This window comes from Croceibacterium xixiisoli (assembly GCF_009827305.1).
Classification (GTDB): domain Bacteria; phylum Pseudomonadota; class Alphaproteobacteria; order Sphingomonadales; family Sphingomonadaceae; genus Croceibacterium_C; species Croceibacterium_C xixiisoli.
Genome location: NZ_WTYJ01000001.1, coordinates 75,430 through 98,115 on the forward strand (window position 1 = coordinate 75,430; position 22,686 = coordinate 98,115).

Sequence of the window (22,686 nt, forward strand, 5' to 3'; positions counted from 1 at the left end):
CATCATTCTCCCAGTTAACAGCAATATTATGTCACACTCGGATCGCCCTGGCCACCGGTGCCGCGTGCCGCCGTTGCCAATCGCGCCCCGGGCGGGCATGGTCGCCCGCATGGCTGGCCGATCCCCCCTCGACGATCCCAAGATGGCTGCCCATGCATGGGCGCGCTACAAGCGGCTGATGATGCTGATGTTCGGCGTCACCACCGTGGTGGTGATCGTCGCGCTGGTCATGATGTATCGCGAAGTGGGCATGGTCTCGGTCCACTTCTTCATCGCCACCGCGCTCGGCATCAGTTTTTCGATGCTGCTGATGTCGGCCCTGATGGGGCTGGTGTTCCTGTCCAGCGGCACCGGGCACGATGAATCCGTGACCGAAAAGGATGACGACGAACAGCGCTGATGCGCAGGCCAGGCGCGTTCATGCGCAGGCAGCGCGTTCCCGTGCGCAGGCAGCGCGCACCCTATCGGGCCGGATGAAGCCGGAATTCTTCCACCGGCACCCCGCCGATCAGATGCTCCTGAATGATCCGTTCCAGCACCGGTTCGGTGCAGCTGTGGTACCAGACCTGATCCGGCCAGATCACCGCAATCGGCCCGGCGGCGCAGATCTGCAGGCAATCGGCCTTGGTCCGCTGAATGCCGCCCTTGCCGCTCAGCCCCAGCTCTTTCAGCCGCTTTTTCAGATATTTCCAGGCCTGCTCGCCGGTTTCGCGGCGGCAGCATTCGCCCTTCTCCGGCAGGGCGCACAAGAAAATATGCCGCACCGAAGCGCCGCCACCCACCGTGGCCAGCGCCCGCTGCGCCTTTTCGATCTCGCGTTCCGTCATAGGGGGGCCAAACGGCCGGAAATCAGCTCTTTTTCTGAGCGATTCTCGTGATTTCGGCCTTAACCAGCCGCTCCACGATCTCGGGCAGATTGTCATCCAGCCACTGCGCCAGCATCGGCCGGATCAGTTCCCGCACCAATCCTTCGAGCGAGGTTTCCCCCGACCGCACGATCTGCGGCGGCATCCCCGGCTCCGCCAGCATGGCCAGCGCCGCCAGCGAATCACGCATCGACCGCGTCGCTGCGTCATTGGTCAGGCCGGGTTGCGGTTCTTCGGCGATGATCGATCCCTCCTCTTCAAGATCCAGCACCCCGGCCGGATCGGCGGAAACTTCGGCCGGGGCCGGGGTATCGGCCACGGGGGGGGCGGATGTCTCCGTCACCGGAACTTCTTCCCTGATTACAGGCTGTTCCATGGCGATGACATGGTCGATCGGCTGGCGACGCTGGCGATCGGCCAGGGCCGAATCCCGGTTGTCCCGTGCAATCACCTTTTTGATTGAATCGAGGATTTCCTCGACTGACGGTTCGCCATCCTGTCGCATGCTGCCCCTGAATTCCCCGATCCTGTCCGGACCTACGGCCCTTGAACTTCCCCGTCCTGCGCCGGGATGTCAACGGTGCGCGTCGACTGGGTGGTCGGCGCGGGGTCGCGCGACCAGTCCCAGATGATGTTGCGCACCCGGTTGTAATTGGCTTCCGGATCGTAAAGCGCGACATCTCCTTCCAGTCCCAGGTCACGTGCTTCGGCCTTGCCCATGGCGGCCAGCAGGGTGAACCCGGCGACGTAGGAATTGCGCCGCGCCGTCACCAGCTGGACCTGGGTGCGCAGCAATTCCTGCTGCCCGTCCAGAATATCCAGAATGGTGCGGTTGCCCACGGTGTTTTCCGCCCGCAGCCCTTCCAGACTCAGCTCAGCCGCGCTGACGGCGGCCTGGCTGGAAGCGATGATCGCATTGGCCGCCTGCCAGCTGGCATAGGATGACCGCACCTGGGCAATGGTATTGCGTTCGGAAACCACGATATTTTCCAGCGCGACCGATTCCTGGGCCTGGGCCTGCCGCTGCCGCGCGGCCACGCTGCCGCCCTGGAAGATCGGAATGGTGGCGCGCACGCCGGCCTGCGCCGCCGTGGTGACCTGCACCGCGTCGAATCCGGTGCCGAGCGAACCCAGCGTGCCCAGATTGTTGTTGTAACTGCCGCCGCTGAACAGCTGCACGGTCGGCAATCGCCCGGCACCGGCAATCCGTACATCGTAACCTGCGGCAATGGCGCGTTCCTTGGCTGCCAGCAGGTCCGGATTGTGGTCCAGCGCGAAGCTGACGGCGGAATCGACATCGATCGGCAATCCGGGCAGCGGCGGCGGCGGGGCCAGCGCGTCCGGGGCGCTGCCGACCAACTGGATGAAGCGTTCGCGCGCAGACAGCAGATTGGCCTGGGCGGTGCGCAGATCGCCCCGTGCCAGCGCCAGCCGTGATTCCGATTGGGCGACATCGGTGCGGGTCAGATCACCGATTTCGAAACGATCGCTGGTAGCCTGCAGATTGACCGAAAGAACCTGCACATTGTTGGCCGACAGACCCACGATGGCTTCGTTCTGGATCACATCCATATAGGCGGCAACGACCTGGTTGAAGATCGCGCTTTCCGATCCGCGCAGATCCGCCCGCCCTGCGCCCACGCGCGTTTCTGCAGCCAGAATACCATTGCGGACACTGCCACCGGAATAGATCGGCACGGTCAGATCGATCCCGGCGGAAAATGTCCGATCCGGGGCGATGAAGCTGTTGGAATTCTGCTTTACGAATTCGGTGTGCTGGGCCGAAGCGCTCAGGTTCGGCAGGCTGGCCGCGCGCTGGATCGGCACATTCTCATCCGTCGCGCGCTGCTGGGCCCGCGCGGCCTGCAGCGTGGGATTGGCCTCATAGGCTTGCGCCAGGGCTTCCTGCAGGGTCTTGGCAGAGGCGGGCATGGCGGCCAGGATCATCGTCCCGGCCAGCGCCGCCCTGCTCAACACCGGCAGGCGCATGATCAGAAACTCCACCCCTTGGGCAGGTTGAACTCGGCGAGCACGGGAATACCCATCTCGATCACCGGAAGCAGCGATATCGTCGCACCGGATTTGCGCCCGATCGCCACGCTGGTGATCCGGTTGATCACCAGGCCGGTCACGATCCGGCCGGAATCGGCGATGCGCGCGGCCAGTGCGGCGGGCAGCTGTTCTACGGCGCCATCGATGAGCACCAGCGAATAATCACCAGTGGGCGTATCGGCAGCCAACGCCTGTTCGGGGGACACGACGTCCAGAGTCTGCACCAGCGGGCGCAACAGTTCGGCGAGATAGCCGCTGCCGCCATCCACCAGCAGGGCGCGATCGGCCTTGTTCGGGGCGGCTTCCTGCAACATCCGGCCCTGCACGACCGGTGCGGCCAGCTGGCGGCCGCCGTCCAGCGCGATGGCGCGGTCGATATAGGCAATGCCACGGGCGATGGAGGGGACGAAGTCTTCCCGTGCCACAACGCCCATGCGCTGCAGCACGAATTCGGCATTGACGCCGCTGGTGCGAAGCTGGCTGTCGACCATGGCCTTGCGGGCGAGTTCGTAACCGGCGCTGGGCCGTTGCTCCACTGTCGTCACACTACACTCTCTTGTCGACTAAATCTCTTGCCGCCGGGGGCCGCGCAGCCTTAGGCGGAACCGCCGGTTTGGCCAAGTGCTTTGACCATAGCGTTCAGGCAGGCCAAGGCGATTTGCGTTCGACAGGAAGGAGTGCTGGTTCGATGAGCGACATGGTGACCATTCGCGAGGATGATCTGATCGAAAGCGTTGCCGATGCGCTGCAGTTCATTTCCTATTACCATCCGATGGATTTCATCCGCGCGCTGGGCGATGCCTATGATGCGGAACAGGGCCCGGCGGCCAAGGATGCGATTGCGCAGATCCTGACCAACAGTCGCATGTGTGCCGAAGGGCACCGGCCGCTGTGCCAGGATACCGGCATCGTCAACGTCTTCATCAAATGGGGCCAGGATTGCCGACTTGAATCGCGCCGCAGCCTGCAGGACGTGGTCGATGATGGCGTCCGCAAGGCCTACAACCACCCTGACAACAAGCTGCGCGCCTCCATTCTGGCGGATCCAGCCTTCACCCGCCGCAACACGCGCGATAACACGCCCTGCGTGCTGTCGGTCGAAATGGTGCCGGGCGACAAGGTGCATGTCGATGTCGCAGCCAAGGGCGGCGGCAGCGAAAACAAGAGCAAGTTCAAGATGATGAATCCCAGTGACAATATCGTCGACTGGGTGCTGGAACAGATTCCGGCCATGGGCGCCGGTTGGTGCCCGCCGGGCATGCTGGGCATCGGCATCGGTGGTACAGCCGAACATTGCGTGCGCCTGGCCAAGCTGAGCCTGATGGAACCGATCGACATGGGCCAGTTGAAACAGCGCGGCCCGCAGAACGATATCGAAGCGATGCGGATCGAAATCTTCGACAAGGTCAACGCATTGGGCATCGGCGCGCAGGGGCTGGGTGGCCTGTCCACCGTGCTCGACGTCAAGATTCTCGACTGGCCCTGCCACGCCGCAGGCAAGCCGGTGGCGATGATCCCCAATTGCGCCGCCACCCGCCATGCGCATTTCACTCTGGACGGCTCTGGCCCCAGCTATCTGGAAACCCCCAAGCTCGATCAGTGGCCCGATGTTCACTGGAAGCCTGACAGCAGCGCGCGCCGGGTGGATCTCGATACGCTGACCGCTGAAGAGGTGCAGAGCTGGAAGCATGGCGATCGCCTGCTGCTCAACGGTCATATGCTCACCGGCCGCGATGCCGCGCACAAGCGGATCCAGGATATGCTGGCCAAGGGCGAATCCCTGCCGGTCGATTTCCGCGGCCGGGCGATCTATTACGTCGGCCCGGTCGATCCGGTGCAGGAAGAAGTGGTTGGCCCGGCTGGCCCGACCACGGCCACGCGGATGGACAAGTTCACCGATACCATGCTCGATCTCGGCCTGCTGGCGATGATCGGCAAGGCCGAACGCGGCCAGGCCACCGTCGCCGGGATCGCCCGGCACAAGGTTGCCTATCTGATGGCGACCGGCGGCGCGGCCTATCTGGTGGCGCGGGCGATCAAGGAAGCCAAGGTCGTCGGTTTCGAGGATCTGGGCATGGAAGCGATCTATGAATTCCGGGTCGAAGACATGCCGGTGACCGTTGCCGTCGACAGCGAAGGCAACAATGTCCACACGCTGGCGCCGCAGAAATGGCGGGAAAAGATCGCCACCGAAGGGCTGCTGCTCGACGCCTGATGAAAGGCTGCACCACTCGCGCAATCGACCAAGCGGCGATTCGCGTCGATTGCCGGGCTGGTGCGAGCAGGGCAAAGCCCGCTAGAGGGCGGTGAATGGATTTTCGCCGTTCTTCCGCTTCTGTTGGCCCAGGCTCTGTTGCGCCGGGTTCTGTCGCACATGTGCCGTTCCCCACGGTGCTGGCCTCCATCGTCGGCCTGTGGGTCTGCTATTTCCTGCTCACCACCCTGCGGTGGGATATTCAGGAAATCGGTTTCGCCCATGAAATGCTGTGGCGCCGTGCGGCTGCATCGGCGGCGGGCATTGCCATCACCCTGGGCCTGTGGGTGTTGTTGCGGCTGTTCGACGGGCGACCGTTGTGGTCCAAGATTGCGGCGGCGCTGCTGCTGTCGGCGCCGGCGGCGGTGCTGATCGCCCAGGCCAATCAGCTGGCCTTTGCCGACATGGCCGATCGCTACATCGAACGGCTGGTGGAACAGCAGGGTTACAGCGCGCATCGCAGCGAAAGCGGGGAAATCCTGATCGAGGTTCCCGGTATCGAGCTGGATGGCGTGGCGGATGAACAGCCCGATGCCGCAGCAGGCGAACCTGCCGGGCGCACCAGCTCGATCACCTTCAACACCAGCTCGCTGCAGGGATCATCCTGGCAACAGCTGACAGAGGTCGCCTTTGGCCGCTATTTCATGATGCTGGCCTGGTGCGCGCTCTATCTGGCGCTGGTCACCGGGGAAAAGGCGCGCGCGGCCGAACGGCGCGAAGGCGAATTCCGCCGCGCGGCCAAGGCGGCGGAACTGCGCAGCCTGCGTTATCAGGTCAATCCGCATTTCCTGTTCAACACGCTCAATTCGCTGTCGGCCCTGGTGCTGACGGGAAAGAATCAGGCTGCGGAACGGATGATCCAGACGCTCAGCACCTTTTATCGCCGCAGCCTGGCCGATGATCCCACGGCCGATGTGCCGCTGCGCGAAGAATTCGCGGTGCAGAAGATGTATCTGGATATCGAAGAGGTGCGCTTCCCCCATCGCCTGCGTGCGGATTATCATCTGCCGGCAGAGCTGGAGAATTTCCGCGTTCCCGGAATGATCCTGCAGCCGTTGGTGGAAAATTCGGTCAAGCATGCGGTGGCCAATTCGTCGGACCAGATCACCATCACCCTGTCCGCGCGGGAAGAATATGATCGGCTGGTGGTGACGGTGGCCGACAATGGGCCAGGCACCCAGGGCAATGATGGCACCAGCAGCCATGCCGGTCATGGCATTGGCCTGGCCAATGTGCGCGAACGGCTGGAGGCGCGCTTTGGCGATGCCGCCAGCCTAGTGTGCGGCCCGACGGAGGATGGCTACGCCACGATCCTGCGGCTGCCGATCATCGATCAGAAGGAGGATGGCTGATGGCTGGAGACAATGGACCTGCCCTGCGCACGCTGATTGTCGACGATGAACCGCTCGCGATCGAACGCATGCAGGTGCTGTGTGCGGAGATTGATCAGCTGTCGGTGATCGGCACGGCCAGCGATGGGGAGGCGGCGCTGCGGCTGGCCGAAAAGCTGAAGCCGGATCTGGTGCTGCTCGACATGACCATGCCGGGCATGGACGGACTGCAGGTGGCCAAACAGCTGGCACGGCGGACCAATCCCCCGGCGGTGATCTTCGTCACCGCGCATGACAATTTCGCGGTCGAGGCGTTCGATCTGGATGCTGTCGATTATGTGCTGAAACCGGTCGCGGTCGAACGGCTGGAACGCGCGGTCGAACGCGCGGTCAGCCGGCATGATCGGGTGGCGGTGGAATCGGGCAGCGACTGGCTCAGCGAGTTCTGGGTGCCGCACCGTTCCGAACTCTTGCGGATTGAGGCGGCGCAGGTCGACCGGATCGATGCGGAGCGCGACTATGTCCGCCTGCATGTGCAGGATCGCAGCTATCTGATGCTGCAGACGATCGCCAGCCTGGAAGCCCGGCTGGATCCGCAGCAGTTCATCCGCATCCATCGGTCCACCATTCTCCGGCGGGACTGCATTCGCGGGCTGCGGCATGAAGGGCTGGGGGTGTGGTCGGTCGAATTCGACAATGGCGATACGCTGCGGATCGGGCGCACCTATCTGCGCAAGGTCAAGGGCATGACCGGGCGGTAATCGCGGCGGTGCCTTATCCGGCGCCGGGTGCTTCACAAAAAACAGGGCGCCCGGTCAGGGCGCCCGCGTTGAGCATTCATTCTGCCTGTCGAGGGCATGGGCTCTGCCATGCCCGTGCGGGGCTTATCCGCCCAGGCGGCTGTTTTCGATCAGGGCAGCGACCTTGGGGGTCATTTCTGCGCGGATCTGGCGGGTGCAGGCCTGGGTGACATAGGCATTGCTCAGGCGGCCCTGGTCATCGAACAGGCAAATCCGGCGGATGGCGCCATCGACGCGCTGCTGCAGCTTCTGCTGGCCTTCGATCGTGTTCAGATCCAGATCGGCGTGCGTAACCCGGACCGTTTCGGCGGCGGCCGGCGTGGCGATCATGGCGGTGGACAGCACGGCGGCGGCGAATGCAGGGATCAGTGCGAATTTCTTGGCAATCATGGTGGTTCTCCTCCTCAACCTTCGGGTTGCGCCGCGGCCCTGTGGGACTGCATTGGGCCGCGGCGCAGGAGGAGAAGTAGCCCGGTTGCCCGCCGGTTTCCTGCCGGCTTCGATCGCGGCCGGGTGTCGTTCGACGAAGGAAACGGGGTCAGGACGAATGGTTGTCGCCGCCCGCTGAACAGCGTTTGTCAATCGACGAACATTGCGACATTGTGCAGCGCCATGCCGCTATTCTTCACCGCACTGCTCGGAATCGGCAATTTTGCCCTGCACAAGGCTGTGCTGGAAAGCGGGCATCCGATGCTGGCGAAGGTTCCCTGGCTGGCCGGCGGACGTGCTGGAACGTTCAGCATGGTGGTGGAGTTTCTGGTACTGGTGGTGGCGCTGTGGCTGGTGGCCGATGGCCAGTCCGGCTGGGGCTTCGCCTATCTGATCTATTCGCTGGCCAACGGGTTCAGCGCGTGGCTGATTCTGTCCAATCGGGTTTAGCAGGAAGAACAATGGCGACGATGATAGCTGCCGGCCCGACGCCGGTGCCGGACCCGGGCAGGCGGATCTGGCTGATCAACAATGCGGCCAGCGGCAGCAATGATGCCGCTACGCTGGCCGCGCTGGAACAGAGTTTCCAGGATGCCGGTTTCCAGATCGCCCACCGCACGGTGTTCCCGGCGCAGGAATTGCCCGACCCGGCCCTGCTGGATGCTGCGCAGATCGATCTGGTCGCAATCTTTGCCGGCGATGGCACTATCAACCGGCTGGTCACCTCGCTCTATGGCTGGAATGGCGCGGTGCTGATCCTGCCGGGCGGGACGATGAATCTGCTCTATCATCGGCTGCACGGGCAGCGCACGCCCGATGAAACGATCCGCGCGGTGGCCAGCGGGGCAGTTTCGCGTCGCCGTCCGTCTGTCATCCGTTGTCCATCCGGCGATGCGCTGGCGGGGCTGATGGCGGGGCCGGGCACGAGCTGGAACCAGGTTCGGGAAGCCATGCGCGATGTCGCGCTGGTGGCCATGGCCAACAGTGCGGCGCTGGCGATTGGTGAAACCTTCAGCGGAGCGCCGATCCTCTGCCAGCAGCCCCAGCTCGGCCGTCGTGAGGGCTATCCGCTGATCATGCTGACGCCAGAGGATGGCGGCATGCTGGTCGAAGGCTTCTATTCGGATACCGCAGGCGCATTTCTGGAACAGACCTGGGCCCTGCTGCGGCGCAATTTCCGCGAAGGTCCGCGAGAGGATCTCGGGCGACTCAATCATATCCAGCTTGCGGTGACCGATGGCCAGGCCTTCGGCCTGTTGCTGGATGGTGAGCCGGCGGAAGCGGCTGGTGCGATGGAATTCGTGCTGGTCAGTTGCGAAGTCGATCTGCTGGCGACCCAGGGGAATGACACCTAGCATGCTTCTCTATCACCTCTCCGACATCCATTTCGGGCTGGCCGACCAGCAGGCGCTGGATTGGGCCCGGCGTGAAATCGCGGAAAAGCAGCCTGACGCAGTGGCGATCACCGGTGATTTGACCATGCGCGCGCGGCACCGTGAATTTGATGCGGCCTGCCGCTGGATCAACAGCCTGGATGCGCCGGTGACGATCGGGGTGGGCAATCATGACCTGCCCTATTTCAACCTGATCGAGCGCTTCTTCGATCCATACCGGCGGTTTGAGGCCATTTCCGACCGGATCGAGCGGGAAATCGATCTTCCCGGGCTGGCCATCATTCCGCTGAAGACCGTCTGCCGCTGGCAACCTCGACTCAATTGGTCGAAGGGCTGGGTCTCGCGCGCGTCACTACGGCGCTGTCTTGCCGCGATCGATGCCTTGCCTGCTGGCACGAAGGTGCTGGTTGCGGTCCATCACCCGCTGCGCGAAGTCGGCACGCGCGGCACGGCGCTGACGCGCAATGGCAATCGGGCGCTGGCTGAACTGGCGGAAAGGCAGGTGCTGGGCGTCCTCAGCGGCCATGTGCATGATCCCTTCGATCTGATGGAAGACACGCCGCATGGGCCGGTTCGGATGATCGGCGCTGGCACGCTGTCGCAGCGTGTGCGCTCGACCCCGCCCAGTTTCAACGAATTGCGTTGGGATGGGGACGTGCTGACCGTAAAGGCGCGCAATCTGGAACATGTGCCCACACCTGCAATGCAGATTTCGGATGTACCGCCCGATGCGCTGCCCCCGCGCAGCCCGGATGAGCCCGTGGCACCAGTAGGCAATGTTCCCGCAATCGATCCGCCGGTTCACTGATCCTCTGCCATGGGACTTGTCCCACAGTCGGCAAAGGCACACAGTCTGATCCGGCGCAGCATCATGCTGTGCTGAAGGGGGCTCTGCGCGGGGCCAGGGAATTCGCGCAGGGCAGCGGGGCCAGGCATGACCGATATCGCTGTTGAACGTGATGCGCTGCGCCTGTTCGAACAGGCGCTGGAAATACCCGACCATCAGCGTGCAGGCTGGATCGCCGAGCAATGTGGCGCCGATCCGGCGCTGCGCGCCCGGGTGGAAACCCTTCTTCGGGCAGAAGCATCGGGTTCGCTGCGCACCGGCGGTGCGGTCGATGAGATAGAAGAGGCTCCGCTGCCGGCGCGGATCGGCGCCTATCGCATTATCGAACGGATCGGGCGCGGAGGCATGGGTTCGGTCTATCGCGCCGAACGTGATCAGGATGATTTCCGTCACAAGGTGGCGGTCAAGGTGATCAAGCCGGGCCTGCTGTCCGACCGGCTGGTCGAACGCTTCCGCGCGGAACGGCAGATCCTGGCCGAACTGAGCCATCCGCATATCGCCCAGCTGTTCGATGGCGGGGAGACCGAGGATGGTTCGCCCTATATCGTGATGGAATTTCTGGCTGGGACCACTCTGCGCGACTGGGCGATCGATCAGGCGCCGTCTCGTGGAGAACGGCTGGCCATGTTCCGGCAGATCGCATCGGCCGTGGCCTTCGCCCATGGGCATCTGATCGTTCATCGCGATATCAACCCCTCCAACATCCTGGTGGTGGATGGGCGTGCCAAGCTGATCGATTTCGGAATCGCCCGCCCCGTGGAACTGATGCGCCCTGATGACGGGGTGATGGGCGCCAGGGCATTGGTCGGTGAGATGGCGGGCGTGCAGGATGCGCCGGCGCTGCAGAATCTGACCCTCACCCCCGGCTATGCGGCGCCCGAACGGCTGACCGGTGCGGATATTTCGACCTCGGTCGACATCTATTCGCTGGGCAAGCTGCTGGCGGCGCTGTTTCCCGATACCGGTGCTGGCAAGGGGCGTGGTGCGCGGGGCGATGAAATCTCCGCCATCATCGCGCGGGCTTCGGCCGAAGATCCGGCCGATCGTTATCCCACCGCTGATGCGCTGATCGGCGACATCGATGCGCTGCTGGATGGGCGACCGGTGTCGGCCATGCCGCAGACGAAGCTTTATCTGGTGCGGCGCTTTGTCGCGCGCAACCGGCTGCTGGTGGCGGCATCGTCCACCGCCCTCGCCCTGATTCTGGTCGCCACCGGGGTAACGGCATGGTCGTGGTACCGTGCGGAAGAAGCCGCCCGGCAGGAAGCGCGCCGGTTTGGCGAATTGCGCAGCCTGGCCGGCTTCATGATCTTCGATCTGGAAGAACAGCTGGCACGCACCGTGGGCAATATCAGCGCCCGCCGGGCACTGGTGGAACGGGCACAGGCCTATCTGCTGGCGCTGGCGGCAACCGAAAATGCCGCGCCTGATGTGAAGGCCGATGCGGCTGACGGGCTGATCCGCCTTGCCCGCGTTCAGGGTGTGCCGGGATCACCCAATTTCGGGGATAATGAAACTGCGCGCACGAATCTGCTGCAGGCGATCCGCCTGCTCGATGATCCGGCCATCGGCGGTGGCCGGCAGGCTGCGGCCCGGGCAGAGGCGCTGTCCAGCCTGGCGATGATCCTGGCCCATTCGGACAGCGATACGGCGGCGGCAGGTGAACGGTTGCAGCTGGCGCTGGCCGGGCTGGCCGATGTTCCGGCGGGGGAACGGGGGGAAGCCTGGTTTTCTGCCCAGCGCCGCACCCGCCATGTCGAACTGGAACTGGCCCTGCTGGCGGAAGATGTGGAGCAGCTGACCCGGCTGGCCGATGCGCTGGATCGCGATGTCACGACCCGGCCGGTGCCAGCCACCATAAAAGCGGCGGACAGAATGACTGCGGAATTCGATCATGCGCTGGCGGATTATTATCGCGGTCTGGTCGGCTATATCACCGATGATCTGACCGGTGCCGTCGCGCGGGAAAATGCATCGGTGCAACGGCTGCAGCAGCTGGATCGGCAATTGCCCAATGATCCGCAGCTGTTGTTCCAGCTCGCTTGGTCGGCCTATACCGGCCACGGCGCGGCCAGCTCTTCACCCGCCATGGCCCGCGATGCGGACAATTTCCTCGATATCGCGCGTTCCACCATCGACCGGCTGGTGCTGCTCGAACCGCAGGATCGGTCGATCCGATCGTTTTCTGCCAATGTCCGCAGTGCCCAGGCGCATGCGTTGACCGATCAGGGCAAATTCGCCGAAGCGATCGCGCTGCAACGCACGGTGATCGCCCAACTGGAAACGGCATTGGGCAGCGATCGGAAGGCGCCGGCGCTCAACCGGCTGGTGATTGCCCATGGCATGCTGGCCGGTTTCGCGCTGCGGGCTGATGATGTGAAGCTGGCCTGCACCCATTTCGCCAACGCGCAACAGCTGTTCGAAGAACTGGTCCGGCGCGACAAGGTGCTCGGCTTTGTGGAACAGCGGGTCCGCAATGTTCAGGCAAATCTGGAACTGTGCCGCAAGGGCGCGCCGGCTTCCGCTCTGACGCCGCTGGTCGAATGATCGATCAGCCCGGCTGCGGGGCGGTTGCCGCCAGCGCCAGGATGGTGCGGGCAATTTCCTTTTCACCCATGATCACGTGGTTGGCCCCGACCTTCTTTAGATAGATCACTTCATCATCGGAATGGGCATGGGCAAAGATCATGATGTCCGGATTCAGCCGCCGGGCGTGTTCGGCAATCGCTCCGCTTTCGAAACCGGCGGGAATGGCGATGATCAGCTTGCTGGCATCGTGAATGCCCGCTTCTTCCAGCACATGCGGGCTGCTGCCATTGCCGATCACCACATCCCGCCCGGCGTCCTGTGCATCGCGCGCGAAATCTGCCTGTTCCTCGATCACCACCAGCGCCCTGCCCCTGTTGCCCGCGCCTTCCGCGATCAGCCGGCCCACCCGGCCATGGCCGATCAGGATCACATGTTCGCGCCTTTCGCGCTGGCGCATGGCTTCCCGTTCGGCGGCGGCGGCATCGGCCACCTTGCGGACCGCATTCAACCGGCCGGCGACAGCGGTGAAGATGAAGGGGTTGGCCAGAACGGAAAAGATCGCCCCGGCCAGGATCAGATCATGCGCTGCTTCGGGCAACAGGCCGATATTCATTCCCAGGCCCGCCAGAATGAAGGAAAACTCCCCGATCTGGGCCAGGCTGGCGGCAACGATCAGCGCGGTGGTGTTGTCATGGCCGAAGGCGCGGACGATGCCATAGGCGGCCAGCGATTTGCCCACCACGATGATCAGCACCGTCGCGGCCACCGGGCCAGGCTGTTCCACCACCACATGCGGATCGAACAGCATGCCGACCGATACGAAGAACAGCACCGCAAAGGCATCGCGCAGCGGCAGGGTTTCTTCAGCCGCGCGGCGGCTCAGCTGGGTCTCGCCCAGGATCATCCCGGCAAAGAATGCGCCCAGGGCAAAGGAAACATCGAACACGATCGCCGCGCCAAAGGCCACGCCCAGCGCGATCGACAGCACGGCCAGGCGGAACAGTTCGCGTGATCCGGTATGCGCCACCCAGTGCAGCGCCCCGGGGATGATCCGCCGCCCGACGATCAGCATCAGCGCGATGAAACCGCCGACCTTCAGCAGGGTGATGCCCAGCACCTGGATCAGCGCGTTGAGATCGGCCTGGCCCCGGGAAATCCCCGCCAGCGCCGGCAGCAGCACCAGCGCCAGCACCATGGCCAGATCTTCAACGATCAGCCAGCCAACGGCAATCCGCCCGCGCTGGGTTTCGACCAGATTGCGGGCCTGCAGGGCGCGCAGCAGCACCACCGTGCTGGCCACCGACAGTGCCAGGCCGAACACCAGCCCTGCGCCGACCGACCAGCCCAGATAGAGCGCCAGCGCCAGGCCCAGCACGGTCGCCACGGCGATCTGCAGCATGGCGCCGGGGACGGCGATATTCTTGACCGACAGCAGATCCCGCAGGGAAAAATGCAGCCCCACGCCGAACATCAGCAGGATCACGCCCAGTTCGGCCAGTTCATTGGCCAGCGCCGCATCGGCCACGAATCCGGGGGTGTAGGGGCCGACGATCACCCCGGCCAGCAGATAGCCGGCAACCGGCGACACTCGCATCCGCTGGGCAATCGCGCCCATGATGAACGCCATGACCAGGCCGGCGACAATCGTTCCGATGAGCGGCGTATGATGCGGCATTCGCTCTCCCTTGTCGTTGCCGCATGTTCAGCCACGTGGGCCTGCGGGTCAACGCCGGAGAATCGGCAAATGCGGCAGATGCAAAAAGGGCGGCCCCGCAGGACCGCCCCCATTGTCTGATTTTCCAATGCGGGCTGGCTGGCAGCCCGTGGCGGAAAGATCAATCAGCGCTTCGAGAACTGGAAGCTGCGGCGTGCCTTCGCACGGCCATACTTCTTACGTTCGACGACGCGGCTGTCGCGGGTCAGGAAGCCGGCGGCCTTGACGGCGCTGCGCAGGGCCGGTTCGAACTTGGCGAGAGCCTGGCTGATGCCATGCTTCACGGCACCGGCCTGGCCGGACAGACCGCCGCCCTTGACGGTGGCGATCACGTCGTACTGGCCTTCGCGTTCTGCGACCTGGAACGGCTGGTTGATCACCAGGCGCAGGGTCGGACGGGCGAAATAGACGGTCTGATCACGGCCATTCACGATGACCTTGCCCGAACCCGGCTTGATCCACACGCGGGCAACGGCGTCCTTGCGGCGGCCGGTTGCATAGGCGCGGCCCAGCGAATCGATTTCCTGTTCGCGCAGCGGAGCCGACGGGGTCGGCGTGCTGGTTGCAGCTGCGTCGGTGGTCAGGTCCAGGTCCTTGAGGCCCGCGAGATCGGACACGGTGTTGGTTTCGTCTGCCATCACTTGGCTGCCTTGTTCTTGCGGTTCATCGAAGCGACGTCGAGCACCTGGGGCTGCTGCCCGTCATGCGGATGCTCGGAGCCGGCGTAGAGGTGGAGTGCCTTCATCTGCTGACGGCCGAGCGGGCCGCGCGGAACCATGCGTTCCACAGCCTTTTCCAGCACGCGTTCCGGGAAACGACCGGCCAGAACCTTGTCTGCGGTCACTTCCTTGATGCCGCCGGCATAGCCGGTGTGCTTGTAATAGGTCTGCTGCTTCAGCTTGTTGCCGGTGAACTTCACCTTTTCGACATTGATGATCACGACGTGATCACCGCAATCGACATGCGGGGTGTAGCTTGGCTTGTGCTTGCCGCGCAGAATGTTGGCGACGATCGAAGCGAGGCGGCCAACGACCAGCCCTTCCGCATCGATCAGATGCCAGTTCTTTTCGACCTCGGCCGGCTTGATAGACCGGGTCTGTGTGCTCAGCGCCTTCATGGCCTGTGTTTCCTTGGCTGTGCGTTCGAATCTTTCATGCGCCGGATTCGCTCCGGCAGCACGGGATGCGCGCAGATGTCTTTGGCGGGTGATTAAGTCAAGAAAATCCGGGCGTTTGCGTGGAGGTAAAATAATACCGTCAGCAATCAGCCTGCTAAATTCCGGCCACCAGATCGCCCAGCCATGTGCGGGTGGCTGCCGGGGCGCTGTCTGCGCGCCAACCGATTATTGCCGGTGTATCATAGGGATGCAGTTGTTCCAGCCGGGCGCAGGCGCGATCCAGCAGTGTCGCATCGGTCTTGAACAGCACGCCCACCTCGTGCCCTTCGCCCCGTTCTCCGCCCCACATATAGAGCGATCGCATGGACGGCAGAATGTTGGCGCAGGCGATCAGCCCTTCGTCCAGCAGGTGCGAAGCGACCTCAGCCGCGCTGGTTTCATCGGCAAAGGGGCACCAGATCAGCGCCGGGCCGCCCGGTGCAGGCAAGGGGGCAGGCAGGGGTGCAGGCCCAGGATCAGTCATCGGATCAGGCGCGCCGGCCAACGGCATGGGCGGCCCAGGCGGTGGCGCAGACCAGCAGCGCACCCACCAGTTGGTGCAGGACCGCCAACCACAGTGCCACGCCGGTCAGCACGGTGGCGATGCCCAGAATGATCTGAATGCCGAATGCGCTGTGCAGGGCCACGGATGCCGGACGATTGCCCCCGCGTTTGGCGGTGCCGGCCAGCACGATCAGCGCGCCGACCGCGATCCAGGCCCACCAGCGGTGCAGGAAATGCAGCAGAAACGGTTCATGGGTGAAGGCCCAGCCCACCCCGTGCGACCAGTCCACTTCGGGGAAGAAGCGTTCCTGCATCAGCGGCCAGCTGTCCGAAGCGAGCCCGGCATTGAGCCCGGCGACCCAGGCCCCCAGCAGCAATTGCACGAACAGGATCACGCTGACGATCAGCGCCATCGTGCCGAACCGTGCCGGCCGTGCAGCCCGGTCACGCGCCAGCGCCATCAGGTCCAGCGCGGTCCACACCAGCCCGGCCAGGGTCAGGAATGCGGTCAGCAGATGGATCGACAGCCAGAAATGGCTGACATCGGTGACCTCTGCCGAAAGTCCCGACCGGACCATGTACCAGCCGAACACGCCCTGCAGCCCGCCCAGCGCCAGCAGCGCGAACAGCCGCGGCTTGTAACCGCGCGGAATGGCCCCGCGAATCCAGAACCAGGCAAAGGGCAGGGCGAAGGCCAGCCCGATCACCCGCCCCAGCAGCCGGTGAAACCATTCCCAGAAGAAGATGAACTTGTAATCGGCCAGTGTCATCCCGGCCGGACCGTTGATCTGCCGATATTCGCCGATTTCCTGATAGCGTTCGAACTGCGCCTGCCATTGCGCTTCGGTAAGCGGCGGCAGGGCGCCGGTCACCGGCTTCCATTCGGTGATCGACAGGCCGGATTCGGTGACCCGGGTGATGCCGCCTACGGCCACCATCACGACCACCAGCAAGGCAACGAACAGCAGCCATTTGGCCAGCGCCACGGGGCGAATAAGGGAATCATTCCCGGCGGAACCAGCCGCCGCAGCTGTCGCTTGCTGTACCATGGCGGGGCTCTGCATCGGACGCATGACAAGTGCAAGTGGGGCAAATTGTCCAGCAGGCTTGCGTAATGTTATAGGGTTACATATTTGTGATGCCATGAGTGCGATGTTTCCCTGGATTCGTGCGCGGCTGGATCGGCTGGGCATTCTGCTGTCCTGCCTTTGTGTGATTCATTGCGTCGGCGGGCTGGTGCTCGTCGCCGGGCTGGGTCTGGGCGGTTCGTTGCTGCTCGATCCGGTGTTCCATCACGTTGGTCTGCTGCTCGCGACGATCATCGCTGCTGTTGCCATCGGCCTTGGCGCCCTGCGCCACCGGCGGGCCAAGCCCTTCGTCATTGCTATGACCGGCCTCAGCTTCATGGGTGGTGCGCTGGCCGCTCCGCATGGCGCGGAAGAGGCGGTGTTGACGATCATCGGCGTGATTCTCGTTGCCATAGGGCATGTGCTGAACTTGCGCCGCGCGTAACAGGCGCTATCTCGCCGGGTCATGACTGATACCCGCACCTTCACCGTCAACGGCGAAACTCGCCGCAGCACCGCCGGCACCATTGCCCAGCTTGTCAGCGAGATCGGGCTCAATCCTGAAAAGGTGGCCGTGGAACGCAATGGCATCATCGTGCCGCGTTCGACCCTGGCCGATACCGCTCTGGGTGATGGCGATGTGCTGGAAATCGTCCATTTCGTGGGCGGTGGCAGCGATGATGACAGCTGGACCGTGGCCGGGCGCACATTCTGTTCCCGCCTGATCGTCGGCACCGGCAAATATCGCGATTTCGCTGAAAATGCCGCAGCGGTAGAGGCCAGCGGTGCCGAGATCGTCACCGTGGCCGTGCGCCGGGTCAATATCTCCGACCCCAGCCAGCCGGTGCTGATGGATTACATCGATCCGAAGAAATACACCTATCTGCCCAACACCGCCGGTTGTTTCACCGCCGACGATGCGATCCGCACCCTGCGTCTTGCGAGGGAGGCTGGCGGCTGGGATCTGGTCAAGCTGGAGGTGCTGGGCGAAGCCCGCACGCTCTATCCCGACATGCGCGAAACGCTGAAGGCAACCGAAGTGCTGGCCAAGGAAGGCTTCCTGCCGATGGTCTATTGCGTTGATGATCCGATCGCGGCGAAACAGCTGGAAGATGCTGGCGCGGTGGCGATCATGCCGCTGGGCGCGCCGATCGGTTCGGGCCTGGGCATCCAGAACCGCGTCACCATCCGCCTGATCGTGGAAGGGGCCAAGGTTCCCGTGCTGGTCGATGCCGGTGTCGGCACGGCATCGGATGCGGCTGTGGCCATGGAACTGGGCTGCGACGGGATTCTGATGAACACCGCCATTGCCGAGGCCAAGGATCCGGTCCGCATGGCCCGTGCGATGCGCTATGCGGTGGCGGCCGGGCGCGATGCCTATCTGTCCGGGCGGATGGGCAAACGCATGTATGCCGATCCGTCGAGCCCGCTGGCCGGAATGATCTGACCTGACTGGATTTGCGGCCTGAACCCGGCCGCAAATCCATATCAAACGGGTTTAACGCGACGCTAACCAAACTGCGCGACACTCGCCTTCGTAACAGAACGGAGGCGTACCATGGCCAGAACCGGGACCGCATCGCTGACGATCGCCGAAATGCGCGAATTCGCCAGCTTCACCGAAGCCGAGCAGATCTTTATCGAACGCGGGCTCGATATCGGGCTGGGCCGGGGCGATGCCTTCAAGCGCTGGTCCTATGCGCCCGGCGACAGCGGGGCGATCCGCGCGCAATATCTGGCCTATCGCGAATTGCGCGGCATGCGGCAGGATATGCCTGACGGGGCTGCGCTGGCAGATCTCGATAGCTTCATCGGTTCCCTGTTGCGGATCACGCTGCAGGATCTGATGCAGGAACAGATTTCCAGCTTCCCGGCCTATCGCTTCCTTTACGAACGCCTGCTCGGCGCGCGGGTCCGCCCGTGGTTGCCCGGCGCGTTCTGCGGTGCGGCCGCCCTGCCCCAGATCCGCCCGGCACGGCGCAAGATGCTGCTGCAATCGCTCAGCGAAGCGGCGGCCATGGCGCCGGGCTGGTCCGATCGCGAACCCACCTTCTTCCCGGAAAAGATCGAATCGGAAGCGGCCTGATCCGGCTGCGGATCAGGCTTTGTAGAGTGCCTCCATCCGGTCGCCATAAACCTCCCGGATCTTGTGGCGGCGGATCTTCATGCTCGGGGTCATCATCTCGTTGTCGATGGCGAAGGGGCCATCGGCAAAGGCGAACTGACGCACCTTTTCGATGACGGACAGATCGACATTCACCCGATCGACCGCCGCACGGATCGCCGCGCGGAAAGCCGGGTTCTGCTGCCATCCCGGCAGATCGCCGGTCAGGCCCTGGGCTGCAGCGAATTCGCGCGCCCATTCCGCATCCGGCACGATCAGCGCCACCACATAGGGGCGCCGGTCACCGGTGATCATCGCCTGGCCGATTTCCGGCTGCAGGGTCAGCATGCCTTCCACCTTCTGCGGGGCGATGTTGTCGCCCTTGTCGTTGACGATCATGTCCTTCTTGCGGTCGGTGATGCGGATGCGGCCGCCATCGTCGAAATGGCCGATATCGCCGGTATGCAGCCAGCCATCCTGAAGCACCTTGGCGGTATCTGCCTCGTTGCGCCAATATCCCTGCATCACCAGTTCGCCGCGCACCAGAATCTCCCCATCTTCGGCGATCCTGACCTCGACATTCTTCAGCGGCGGCCCGACCGTGTCCATACGCACGCCGGCGGCGGGGAAATTGCAGCTGACCACTGGGGCGCTTTCGGTCTGGCCATAACCCTGCAGCAGGGTGAGGCCGAGAGCCTGGAAAAAATGCCCGATTTCCGGATTCAGCGGCGCCCCGCCCGATACCAGCGCGCAGATCCGCCCGCCGAAACGGGCGCGGATCTTCGGGCGCAATGTCCGTTCCAGCACCTGATCGATCAGCCAGTCCCCCGGCCGCCAGCGCCCCGCAGCGCGCCTTTGCTGCAGCTTCAGCGCCTGATCCAGCAGGAACTGGGCGGCTTTTCCCTGCTTTTCGATCTGTTTCAGGATCCGGCTGCGCAGCACTTCGAACAGGCGCGGCACCACCACCATGAAGGTCGGTTGCGCCTGTTCCAGATTGGCGGAAAGCTTGTCCAGGCTTTCGGCATACCAGATTTCCGCGCCCAGCCCGACCGGCAGAAACTGCCCCGCCGTGTGTTCATAGGCATGGCTCAGCGGCAGGAAGGACAGAAACCGATGCGCGCCCCATCCATAATCGGCCACCAGCGCATCAGCGGCGGAATCGACATTGGACAGGATGGCACCATGCGATTGCATCACCCCGCGCGGGGCGCCGCCGGTGCCGCTGGTGTAGATGATGCAGGCCAGATCCTTGCGGGTGACGGTGGCCATGCGATTGTCGACCGCCTGCCGCGCGGCGGCCGCATCGCCTTGGATCAGACCTTGCCAGTCATGGATTGCCAGCCGGCCGTGCTGCCCGGTGCGCAGCGGTTCCATTCCGATCAGATGATCGACGCTGTTGGTCCGGAAGATGGCGGAAACCAGCGGTTCGGCCAGCTTGGCGGTGGACACGATCACCGCCCTTGCGCCGGAATCGGTCAGCACATGCAGATGGTCGCGCTCTGTATTGGTCGTATAGGCCGGGGTCGTGATGCAACCGGCGGCCATGATCGCCAGATCGGCGATGCACCATTCGGGGCGGTTTTCCGACACCAGCAGCACCCGGTCGCCGCTCTGCAGCCCCATGGCGCGCAGGCTTTCCGCCAGCAGGCAGACCTGCCGTGCGACATCCTCCCAGCTTTGCGATTGCCAGCTGCCGTCGCGCTTTGCTGTCAGGAAGGGTTTGCCCGCCTGACTCTTGGCCCGGTCGAGGAACAGCCCGACAAGGCTGGTCGCGGATGCAAAATCCGTCAGCTGCACGTGCAGGTCTCCATCCTCTCTGCTGGCCGAACCGGTCTGTCGATTCCTGCCGTTCTTCGCAAGCTGACTGTACCCATCAGCTGTGCAGCGGTTCCTTCGAAGCGGAAGCTATTCTGCGGCCCAGCTGCCCTCGCTGCGTGGATCGGCCGCCCCGATCCAGCGGGTGCCGACCACCTGCGCAGCATTGGCCTTGAACGGCATGGCCCGTTGTTCGACCTTGTGCCCCAACGCTTCGAGCGCTGACTGCATCGGCAGCAGCGCCGATCCCGGTTCGATGAAGATGGTGTCACCTGGCGAATAGAGGCCCGGCAGGGCGATTGCATCCTGCGCCGACAGCTTCCAGTCGAGCACCCCGATCAGCGCCTTGGCCACCTGAACCGGAATGGTGCTGCCGCCTGCTGCCCCCAATGCCAGCACGATCCGGCCATCCGCGTCATAGACGATGGTGGGCGACATGGAACTGCGCGGGCGCTTGCTGCCTTCGACCCGATTGGCCACCGGGCGACCCGCCTCACCCGGCATCCAGCTAAAATCGGTCAGTTCGTTGTTGAGGTAGAACCCGCCGTACATCACGCCCGAACCGAACGGCCCCTCCACGGTGGAGGTATAGCTGACGACATGGCCATCCTTGTCGGCGGTCACGAAATGGCTGGTACCGCGCTCTTCCGGTCCCTGCCCCGCGCCCCAGCTCAGCGTCACCCCCTCAGGGCGGCCGGGCGCCACGCTGGCCAGCGTCGAGCCGGCGGAAATCAGCGCGCCGCGCGTGGTCAGATAATCGGACGCAGTCAGGCCAGCCAGCGGCACCTGCACGAAATCGGTGTCAGCCAGATAGCGATCACGGTCAGCATAGGCGAGCCGCTGGGATTCGGCGAACAGATGCCAGGCCGTGGGCGATTGCGGGCCCAACGCTGTCAGGTCGAAATGTTCCAGTTGTTTGAGGATGGCGTAGACCGTGGATGCGCCGGCCGATGGCGGCCCCATGCCGCAGATGCGGTAGGTCCGGTACTGGCCGCAGATCGGTGGCCTGTCCTTGGCCTGATAGGCAGAGACATCGGCGGCAGTCATCCGCCCGTCCTGCGGCGTCGCTTCGGCAATGCGGGCGGCCATGGCGGCGGCTTGGGATCCATTGTAGAAACTGGCCACGCCCGTTTCTGACAGCCGTCGCAGGGTCACGGCCAGGTCGGGATTGCGGACCAGCGTGCCGACCGGCAGCGGTTGGCCATTGCCGTTGAAAAACAGCGCCCGGCCTCCCGCGTCGCGCGCCGCGCGATCCCTGGCCGATGTCAACGCCGCATGCAGGCGGGGGGTGATTTCGAACCCGTTGCGGGCCAGTGCGATGGCCGGCTGGAACAGCAGTGCCCAAGGCAGCTTGCCATTGCGCCGATGCGCCTCTTCCGCCAGCCGCAGATTGCCGGGCACGCCCACGCTCAGCCCGCTCACCACCGCCTGTCGGAATTGCAGCGGCTTGCCATCCTGACCCAGGAAGCGGTTGGGCGTTGCCGATGCCGGAGCGGTTTCGCGCCCGTCGATCGTGTCGATCTGATCCTGGCCGCTGCTGTGCACATAGAAACCGCCGCCGCCGATGCCGGAACTCTGCGGTTCGACCACGCTCAGCGCCAGCATGGTGGCGATGGCCGCATCGGTGGCGCTGCCGCCCTGGCGCAGCATCGCCATGCCGGCCTCGACGGCGCGGGGGTCGGCCGCGCTGACCACACCCATGGCCGGGATGTCGGTGGATGCGGTGGTCGGGGTAATCGCGACATCATCCGCCGGAAGGGTCGCGCAGGCGGTCAGAAACAGCGGCGCGGCAAGCATCAGGCGATTTCGGAACATGCGTTAACG

23 protein-coding genes are annotated in these 22,686 nt (G+C 64.2%); 11 read left to right on the plus strand and 12 right to left on the minus strand.

Annotated features, from left to right (window positions below):
• The first annotated feature begins 109 nt into the window (after positions 1–109).
• Positions 110–400 carry a hypothetical protein gene (locus tag GRI97_RS00415; RefSeq protein ID WP_161389192.1) on the plus strand — a complete coding sequence of 97 codons (291 nt, stop codon included), beginning with the start codon at positions 110–112 and terminating at the stop codon, positions 398–400.
• Positions 401–461: 61 nt separating this feature from the next.
• Here the strand turns inward: GRI97_RS00415 and GRI97_RS00420 are convergent, their stop codons facing one another.
• The 4 genes from GRI97_RS00420 to GRI97_RS00435 are packed head-to-tail and all read right to left on the minus strand — an operon-like array spanning position 462 to position 3,463.
• Complete coding sequence (locus GRI97_RS00420; protein ID WP_161389193.1) at positions 462–827, minus strand: (2Fe-2S) ferredoxin domain-containing protein; 366 nt, start codon at positions 825–827, stop codon at positions 462–464.
• Positions 828–849: 22 nt separating this feature from the next.
• Complete coding sequence (locus GRI97_RS00425) at positions 850–1,371, minus strand: DUF2497 domain-containing protein (protein WP_161389194.1); 522 nt, start codon at positions 1,369–1,371, stop codon at positions 850–852.
• Positions 1,372–1,403: 32 nt separating this feature from the next.
• A complete protein-coding gene (locus tag GRI97_RS00430) occupies positions 1,404–2,855 on the minus strand; it encodes a TolC family outer membrane protein (RefSeq protein ID WP_161390730.1) in 1,452 nt (483 codons plus the stop codon).
• 2 nt (positions 2,856–2,857) lie between these two features.
• On the minus strand, positions 2,858–3,463 hold the full coding sequence (locus GRI97_RS00435) for a protein-L-isoaspartate O-methyltransferase family protein (RefSeq protein ID WP_328598464.1): 606 nt from the start codon (positions 3,461–3,463) through the stop codon (positions 2,858–2,860).
• A 143-nt stretch (positions 3,464–3,606) separates the two neighbouring features.
• Between GRI97_RS00435 and GRI97_RS00440 the strand changes: the two genes are divergently transcribed.
• From GRI97_RS00440 to GRI97_RS00450, 3 genes are all read left to right on the plus strand, one after another.
• The gene (locus tag GRI97_RS00440; RefSeq protein WP_161389195.1) at positions 3,607–5,133 is read left to right on the plus strand and encodes a fumarate hydratase; all 1,527 of its coding nucleotides are present in this window, start codon (positions 3,607–3,609) and stop codon (positions 5,131–5,133) included.
• Between the two features lie 95 nt (positions 5,134–5,228).
• Positions 5,229–6,524, plus strand: coding sequence for a sensor histidine kinase (locus GRI97_RS00445; protein WP_161389196.1), 1,296 nt, complete (start codon positions 5,229–5,231; stop codon positions 6,522–6,524).
• Positions 6,524–7,264 carry a LytR/AlgR family response regulator transcription factor gene (locus tag GRI97_RS00450; protein ID WP_161389197.1) on the plus strand — a complete coding sequence of 247 codons (741 nt, stop codon included), beginning with the start codon at positions 6,524–6,526 and terminating at the stop codon, positions 7,262–7,264. The genes GRI97_RS00445 and GRI97_RS00450 overlap by 1 nt, the downstream gene beginning before the upstream one ends.
• Positions 7,265–7,387: 123 nt before the next feature.
• On the opposite strand, the gene GRI97_RS00455 is transcribed toward GRI97_RS00450, so the two are convergent.
• Complete coding sequence (locus tag GRI97_RS00455) at positions 7,388–7,693, minus strand: UrcA family protein (RefSeq protein ID WP_161389198.1); 306 nt, start codon at positions 7,691–7,693, stop codon at positions 7,388–7,390.
• A 222-nt stretch (positions 7,694–7,915) separates the two neighbouring features.
• On the opposite strand from GRI97_RS00455, the gene GRI97_RS00460 reads away from it, so the two are divergent.
• The 4 genes from GRI97_RS00460 to GRI97_RS00475 all read left to right on the plus strand — a co-directional run bounded on the left by GRI97_RS00460 (position 7,916) and on the right by GRI97_RS00475 (position 12,520).
• Entirely contained in the window at positions 7,916–8,182 is a 267-nt protein-coding gene (locus GRI97_RS00460; protein ID WP_161389199.1) for a hypothetical protein, read from the plus strand.
• 11 nt (positions 8,183–8,193) lie between these two features.
• A complete protein-coding gene (locus GRI97_RS00465; RefSeq protein WP_161389200.1) occupies positions 8,194–9,087 on the plus strand; it encodes a diacylglycerol/lipid kinase family protein in 894 nt (297 codons plus the stop codon).
• A 1-nt stretch (position 9,088) separates the two neighbouring features.
• On the plus strand, positions 9,089–9,934 hold the full coding sequence (locus GRI97_RS00470) for a metallophosphoesterase family protein (protein ID WP_235917553.1): 846 nt from the start codon (positions 9,089–9,091) through the stop codon (positions 9,932–9,934).
• 126 nt (positions 9,935–10,060) lie between these two features.
• The gene (locus tag GRI97_RS00475; protein ID WP_161389202.1) at positions 10,061–12,520 is read left to right on the plus strand and encodes a serine/threonine-protein kinase; all 2,460 of its coding nucleotides are present in this window, start codon (positions 10,061–10,063) and stop codon (positions 12,518–12,520) included.
• A 4-nt stretch (positions 12,521–12,524) separates the two neighbouring features.
• Here the strand turns inward: GRI97_RS00475 and ybaL are convergent, their stop codons facing one another.
• The 5 genes from ybaL to GRI97_RS00500 all read right to left on the minus strand — a co-directional run bounded on the left by ybaL (position 12,525) and on the right by GRI97_RS00500 (position 16,925).
• The gene (gene ybaL / locus GRI97_RS00480) at positions 12,525–14,177 is read right to left on the minus strand and encodes a YbaL family putative K(+) efflux transporter (protein ID WP_161389203.1); all 1,653 of its coding nucleotides are present in this window, start codon (positions 14,175–14,177) and stop codon (positions 12,525–12,527) included.
• A gap of 164 nt (positions 14,178–14,341) precedes the next feature.
• Complete coding sequence (rpsI, locus tag GRI97_RS00485; RefSeq protein WP_161389204.1) at positions 14,342–14,854, minus strand: 30S ribosomal protein S9; 513 nt, start codon at positions 14,852–14,854, stop codon at positions 14,342–14,344.
• A complete protein-coding gene (rplM, locus tag GRI97_RS00490) occupies positions 14,854–15,333 on the minus strand; it encodes a 50S ribosomal protein L13 (RefSeq protein ID WP_161389205.1) in 480 nt (159 codons plus the stop codon). Before rplM ends, rpsI begins: the two co-directional genes overlap by 1 nt.
• Before the next feature lie 154 nt (positions 15,334–15,487).
• On the minus strand, positions 15,488–15,856 hold the full coding sequence (gene cutA / locus GRI97_RS00495) for a divalent-cation tolerance protein CutA (protein WP_161389206.1): 369 nt from the start codon (positions 15,854–15,856) through the stop codon (positions 15,488–15,490).
• Between the two features lie 4 nt (positions 15,857–15,860).
• Positions 15,861–16,925 (minus strand): COX15/CtaA family protein, encoded by a 1,065-nt coding sequence (locus tag GRI97_RS00500; protein ID WP_161389207.1) that lies wholly within the window; start codon positions 16,923–16,925, stop codon positions 15,861–15,863.
• 94 nt (positions 16,926–17,019) lie between these two features.
• On the opposite strand from GRI97_RS00500, the gene GRI97_RS00505 reads away from it, so the two are divergent.
• The 3 genes from GRI97_RS00505 (at position 17,020) to GRI97_RS00515 (ending at position 19,029) form a co-directional block, all read left to right on the plus strand.
• Positions 17,020–17,388, plus strand: coding sequence for a MerC domain-containing protein (locus GRI97_RS00505; protein WP_161389208.1), 369 nt, complete (start codon positions 17,020–17,022; stop codon positions 17,386–17,388).
• A 21-nt stretch (positions 17,389–17,409) separates the two neighbouring features.
• Positions 17,410–18,390, plus strand: a complete 981-nt coding sequence (gene thiS / locus GRI97_RS00510) for a sulfur carrier protein ThiS (protein WP_161389209.1) — start codon at positions 17,410–17,412, stop codon at positions 18,388–18,390.
• A gap of 111 nt (positions 18,391–18,501) precedes the next feature.
• Positions 18,502–19,029, plus strand: coding sequence for a hypothetical protein (locus GRI97_RS00515; protein WP_161389210.1), 528 nt, complete (start codon positions 18,502–18,504; stop codon positions 19,027–19,029).
• Positions 19,030–19,041: 12 nt separating this feature from the next.
• Here the strand turns inward: GRI97_RS00515 and GRI97_RS00520 are convergent, their stop codons facing one another.
• Positions 19,042–20,844 (minus strand): AMP-dependent synthetase/ligase, encoded by a 1,803-nt coding sequence (locus tag GRI97_RS00520; RefSeq protein WP_161389211.1) that lies wholly within the window; start codon positions 20,842–20,844, stop codon positions 19,042–19,044.
• Between the two features lie 108 nt (positions 20,845–20,952).
• Positions 20,953–22,677: a gamma-glutamyltransferase gene (gene ggt, locus GRI97_RS00525; RefSeq protein ID WP_161389212.1), complete on the minus strand. Its 1,725-nt coding sequence runs from the start codon at positions 22,675–22,677 to the stop codon at positions 20,953–20,955.
• Positions 22,678–22,686: the final 9 nt, after the last annotated feature.

Coding starts and splice junctions, on each gene's coding strand:
- GRI97_RS00465 (WP_161389200.1), top strand. CDS start 8,194: ATGGCGACGATGATAGCTGCCGGCCCGACGCCGGTGCCGGACCCGGGC.
- thiS (WP_161389209.1), top strand. CDS start 17,410: ATGACTGATACCCGCACCTTCACCGTCAACGGCGAAACTCGCCGCAGC.
- rplM (WP_161389205.1), bottom strand. CDS start 15,333: ATGAAGGCGCTGAGCACACAGACCCGGTCTATCAAGCCGGCCGAGGTC.
- ybaL (WP_161389203.1), bottom strand. CDS start 14,177: ATGCCGCATCATACGCCGCTCATCGGAACGATTGTCGCCGGCCTGGTC.
- GRI97_RS00455 (WP_161389198.1), bottom strand. CDS start 7,693: ATGATTGCCAAGAAATTCGCACTGATCCCTGCATTCGCCGCCGCCGTG.
- GRI97_RS00475 (WP_161389202.1), top strand. CDS start 10,061: ATGACCGATATCGCTGTTGAACGTGATGCGCTGCGCCTGTTCGAACAG.
- rpsI (WP_161389204.1), bottom strand. CDS start 14,854: ATGGCAGACGAAACCAACACCGTGTCCGATCTCGCGGGCCTCAAGGAC.
- GRI97_RS00450 (WP_161389197.1), top strand. CDS start 6,524: ATGGCTGGAGACAATGGACCTGCCCTGCGCACGCTGATTGTCGACGAT.
- GRI97_RS00505 (WP_161389208.1), top strand. CDS start 17,020: ATGAGTGCGATGTTTCCCTGGATTCGTGCGCGGCTGGATCGGCTGGGC.
- GRI97_RS00420 (WP_161389193.1), bottom strand. CDS start 827: ATGACGGAACGCGAGATCGAAAAGGCGCAGCGGGCGCTGGCCACGGTG.
- GRI97_RS00415 (WP_161389192.1), top strand. CDS start 110: ATGGCTGGCCGATCCCCCCTCGACGATCCCAAGATGGCTGCCCATGCA.
- GRI97_RS00440 (WP_161389195.1), top strand. CDS start 3,607: ATGAGCGACATGGTGACCATTCGCGAGGATGATCTGATCGAAAGCGTT.
- GRI97_RS00515 (WP_161389210.1), top strand. CDS start 18,502: ATGGCCAGAACCGGGACCGCATCGCTGACGATCGCCGAAATGCGCGAA.
- cutA (WP_161389206.1), bottom strand. CDS start 15,856: ATGACTGATCCTGGGCCTGCACCCCTGCCTGCCCCCTTGCCTGCACCG.
- GRI97_RS00425 (WP_161389194.1), bottom strand. CDS start 1,371: ATGCGACAGGATGGCGAACCGTCAGTCGAGGAAATCCTCGATTCAATC.
- GRI97_RS00460 (WP_161389199.1), top strand. CDS start 7,916: ATGCCGCTATTCTTCACCGCACTGCTCGGAATCGGCAATTTTGCCCTG.
- ggt (WP_161389212.1), bottom strand. CDS start 22,677: ATGTTCCGAAATCGCCTGATGCTTGCCGCGCCGCTGTTTCTGACCGCC.
- GRI97_RS00445 (WP_161389196.1), top strand. CDS start 5,229: ATGGATTTTCGCCGTTCTTCCGCTTCTGTTGGCCCAGGCTCTGTTGCG.
- GRI97_RS00500 (WP_161389207.1), bottom strand. CDS start 16,925: ATGGTACAGCAAGCGACAGCTGCGGCGGCTGGTTCCGCCGGGAATGAT.
- GRI97_RS00430 (WP_161390730.1), bottom strand. CDS start 2,855: ATGCGCCTGCCGGTGTTGAGCAGGGCGGCGCTGGCCGGGACGATGATC.
- GRI97_RS00470 (WP_235917553.1), top strand. CDS start 9,089: ATGCTTCTCTATCACCTCTCCGACATCCATTTCGGGCTGGCCGACCAG.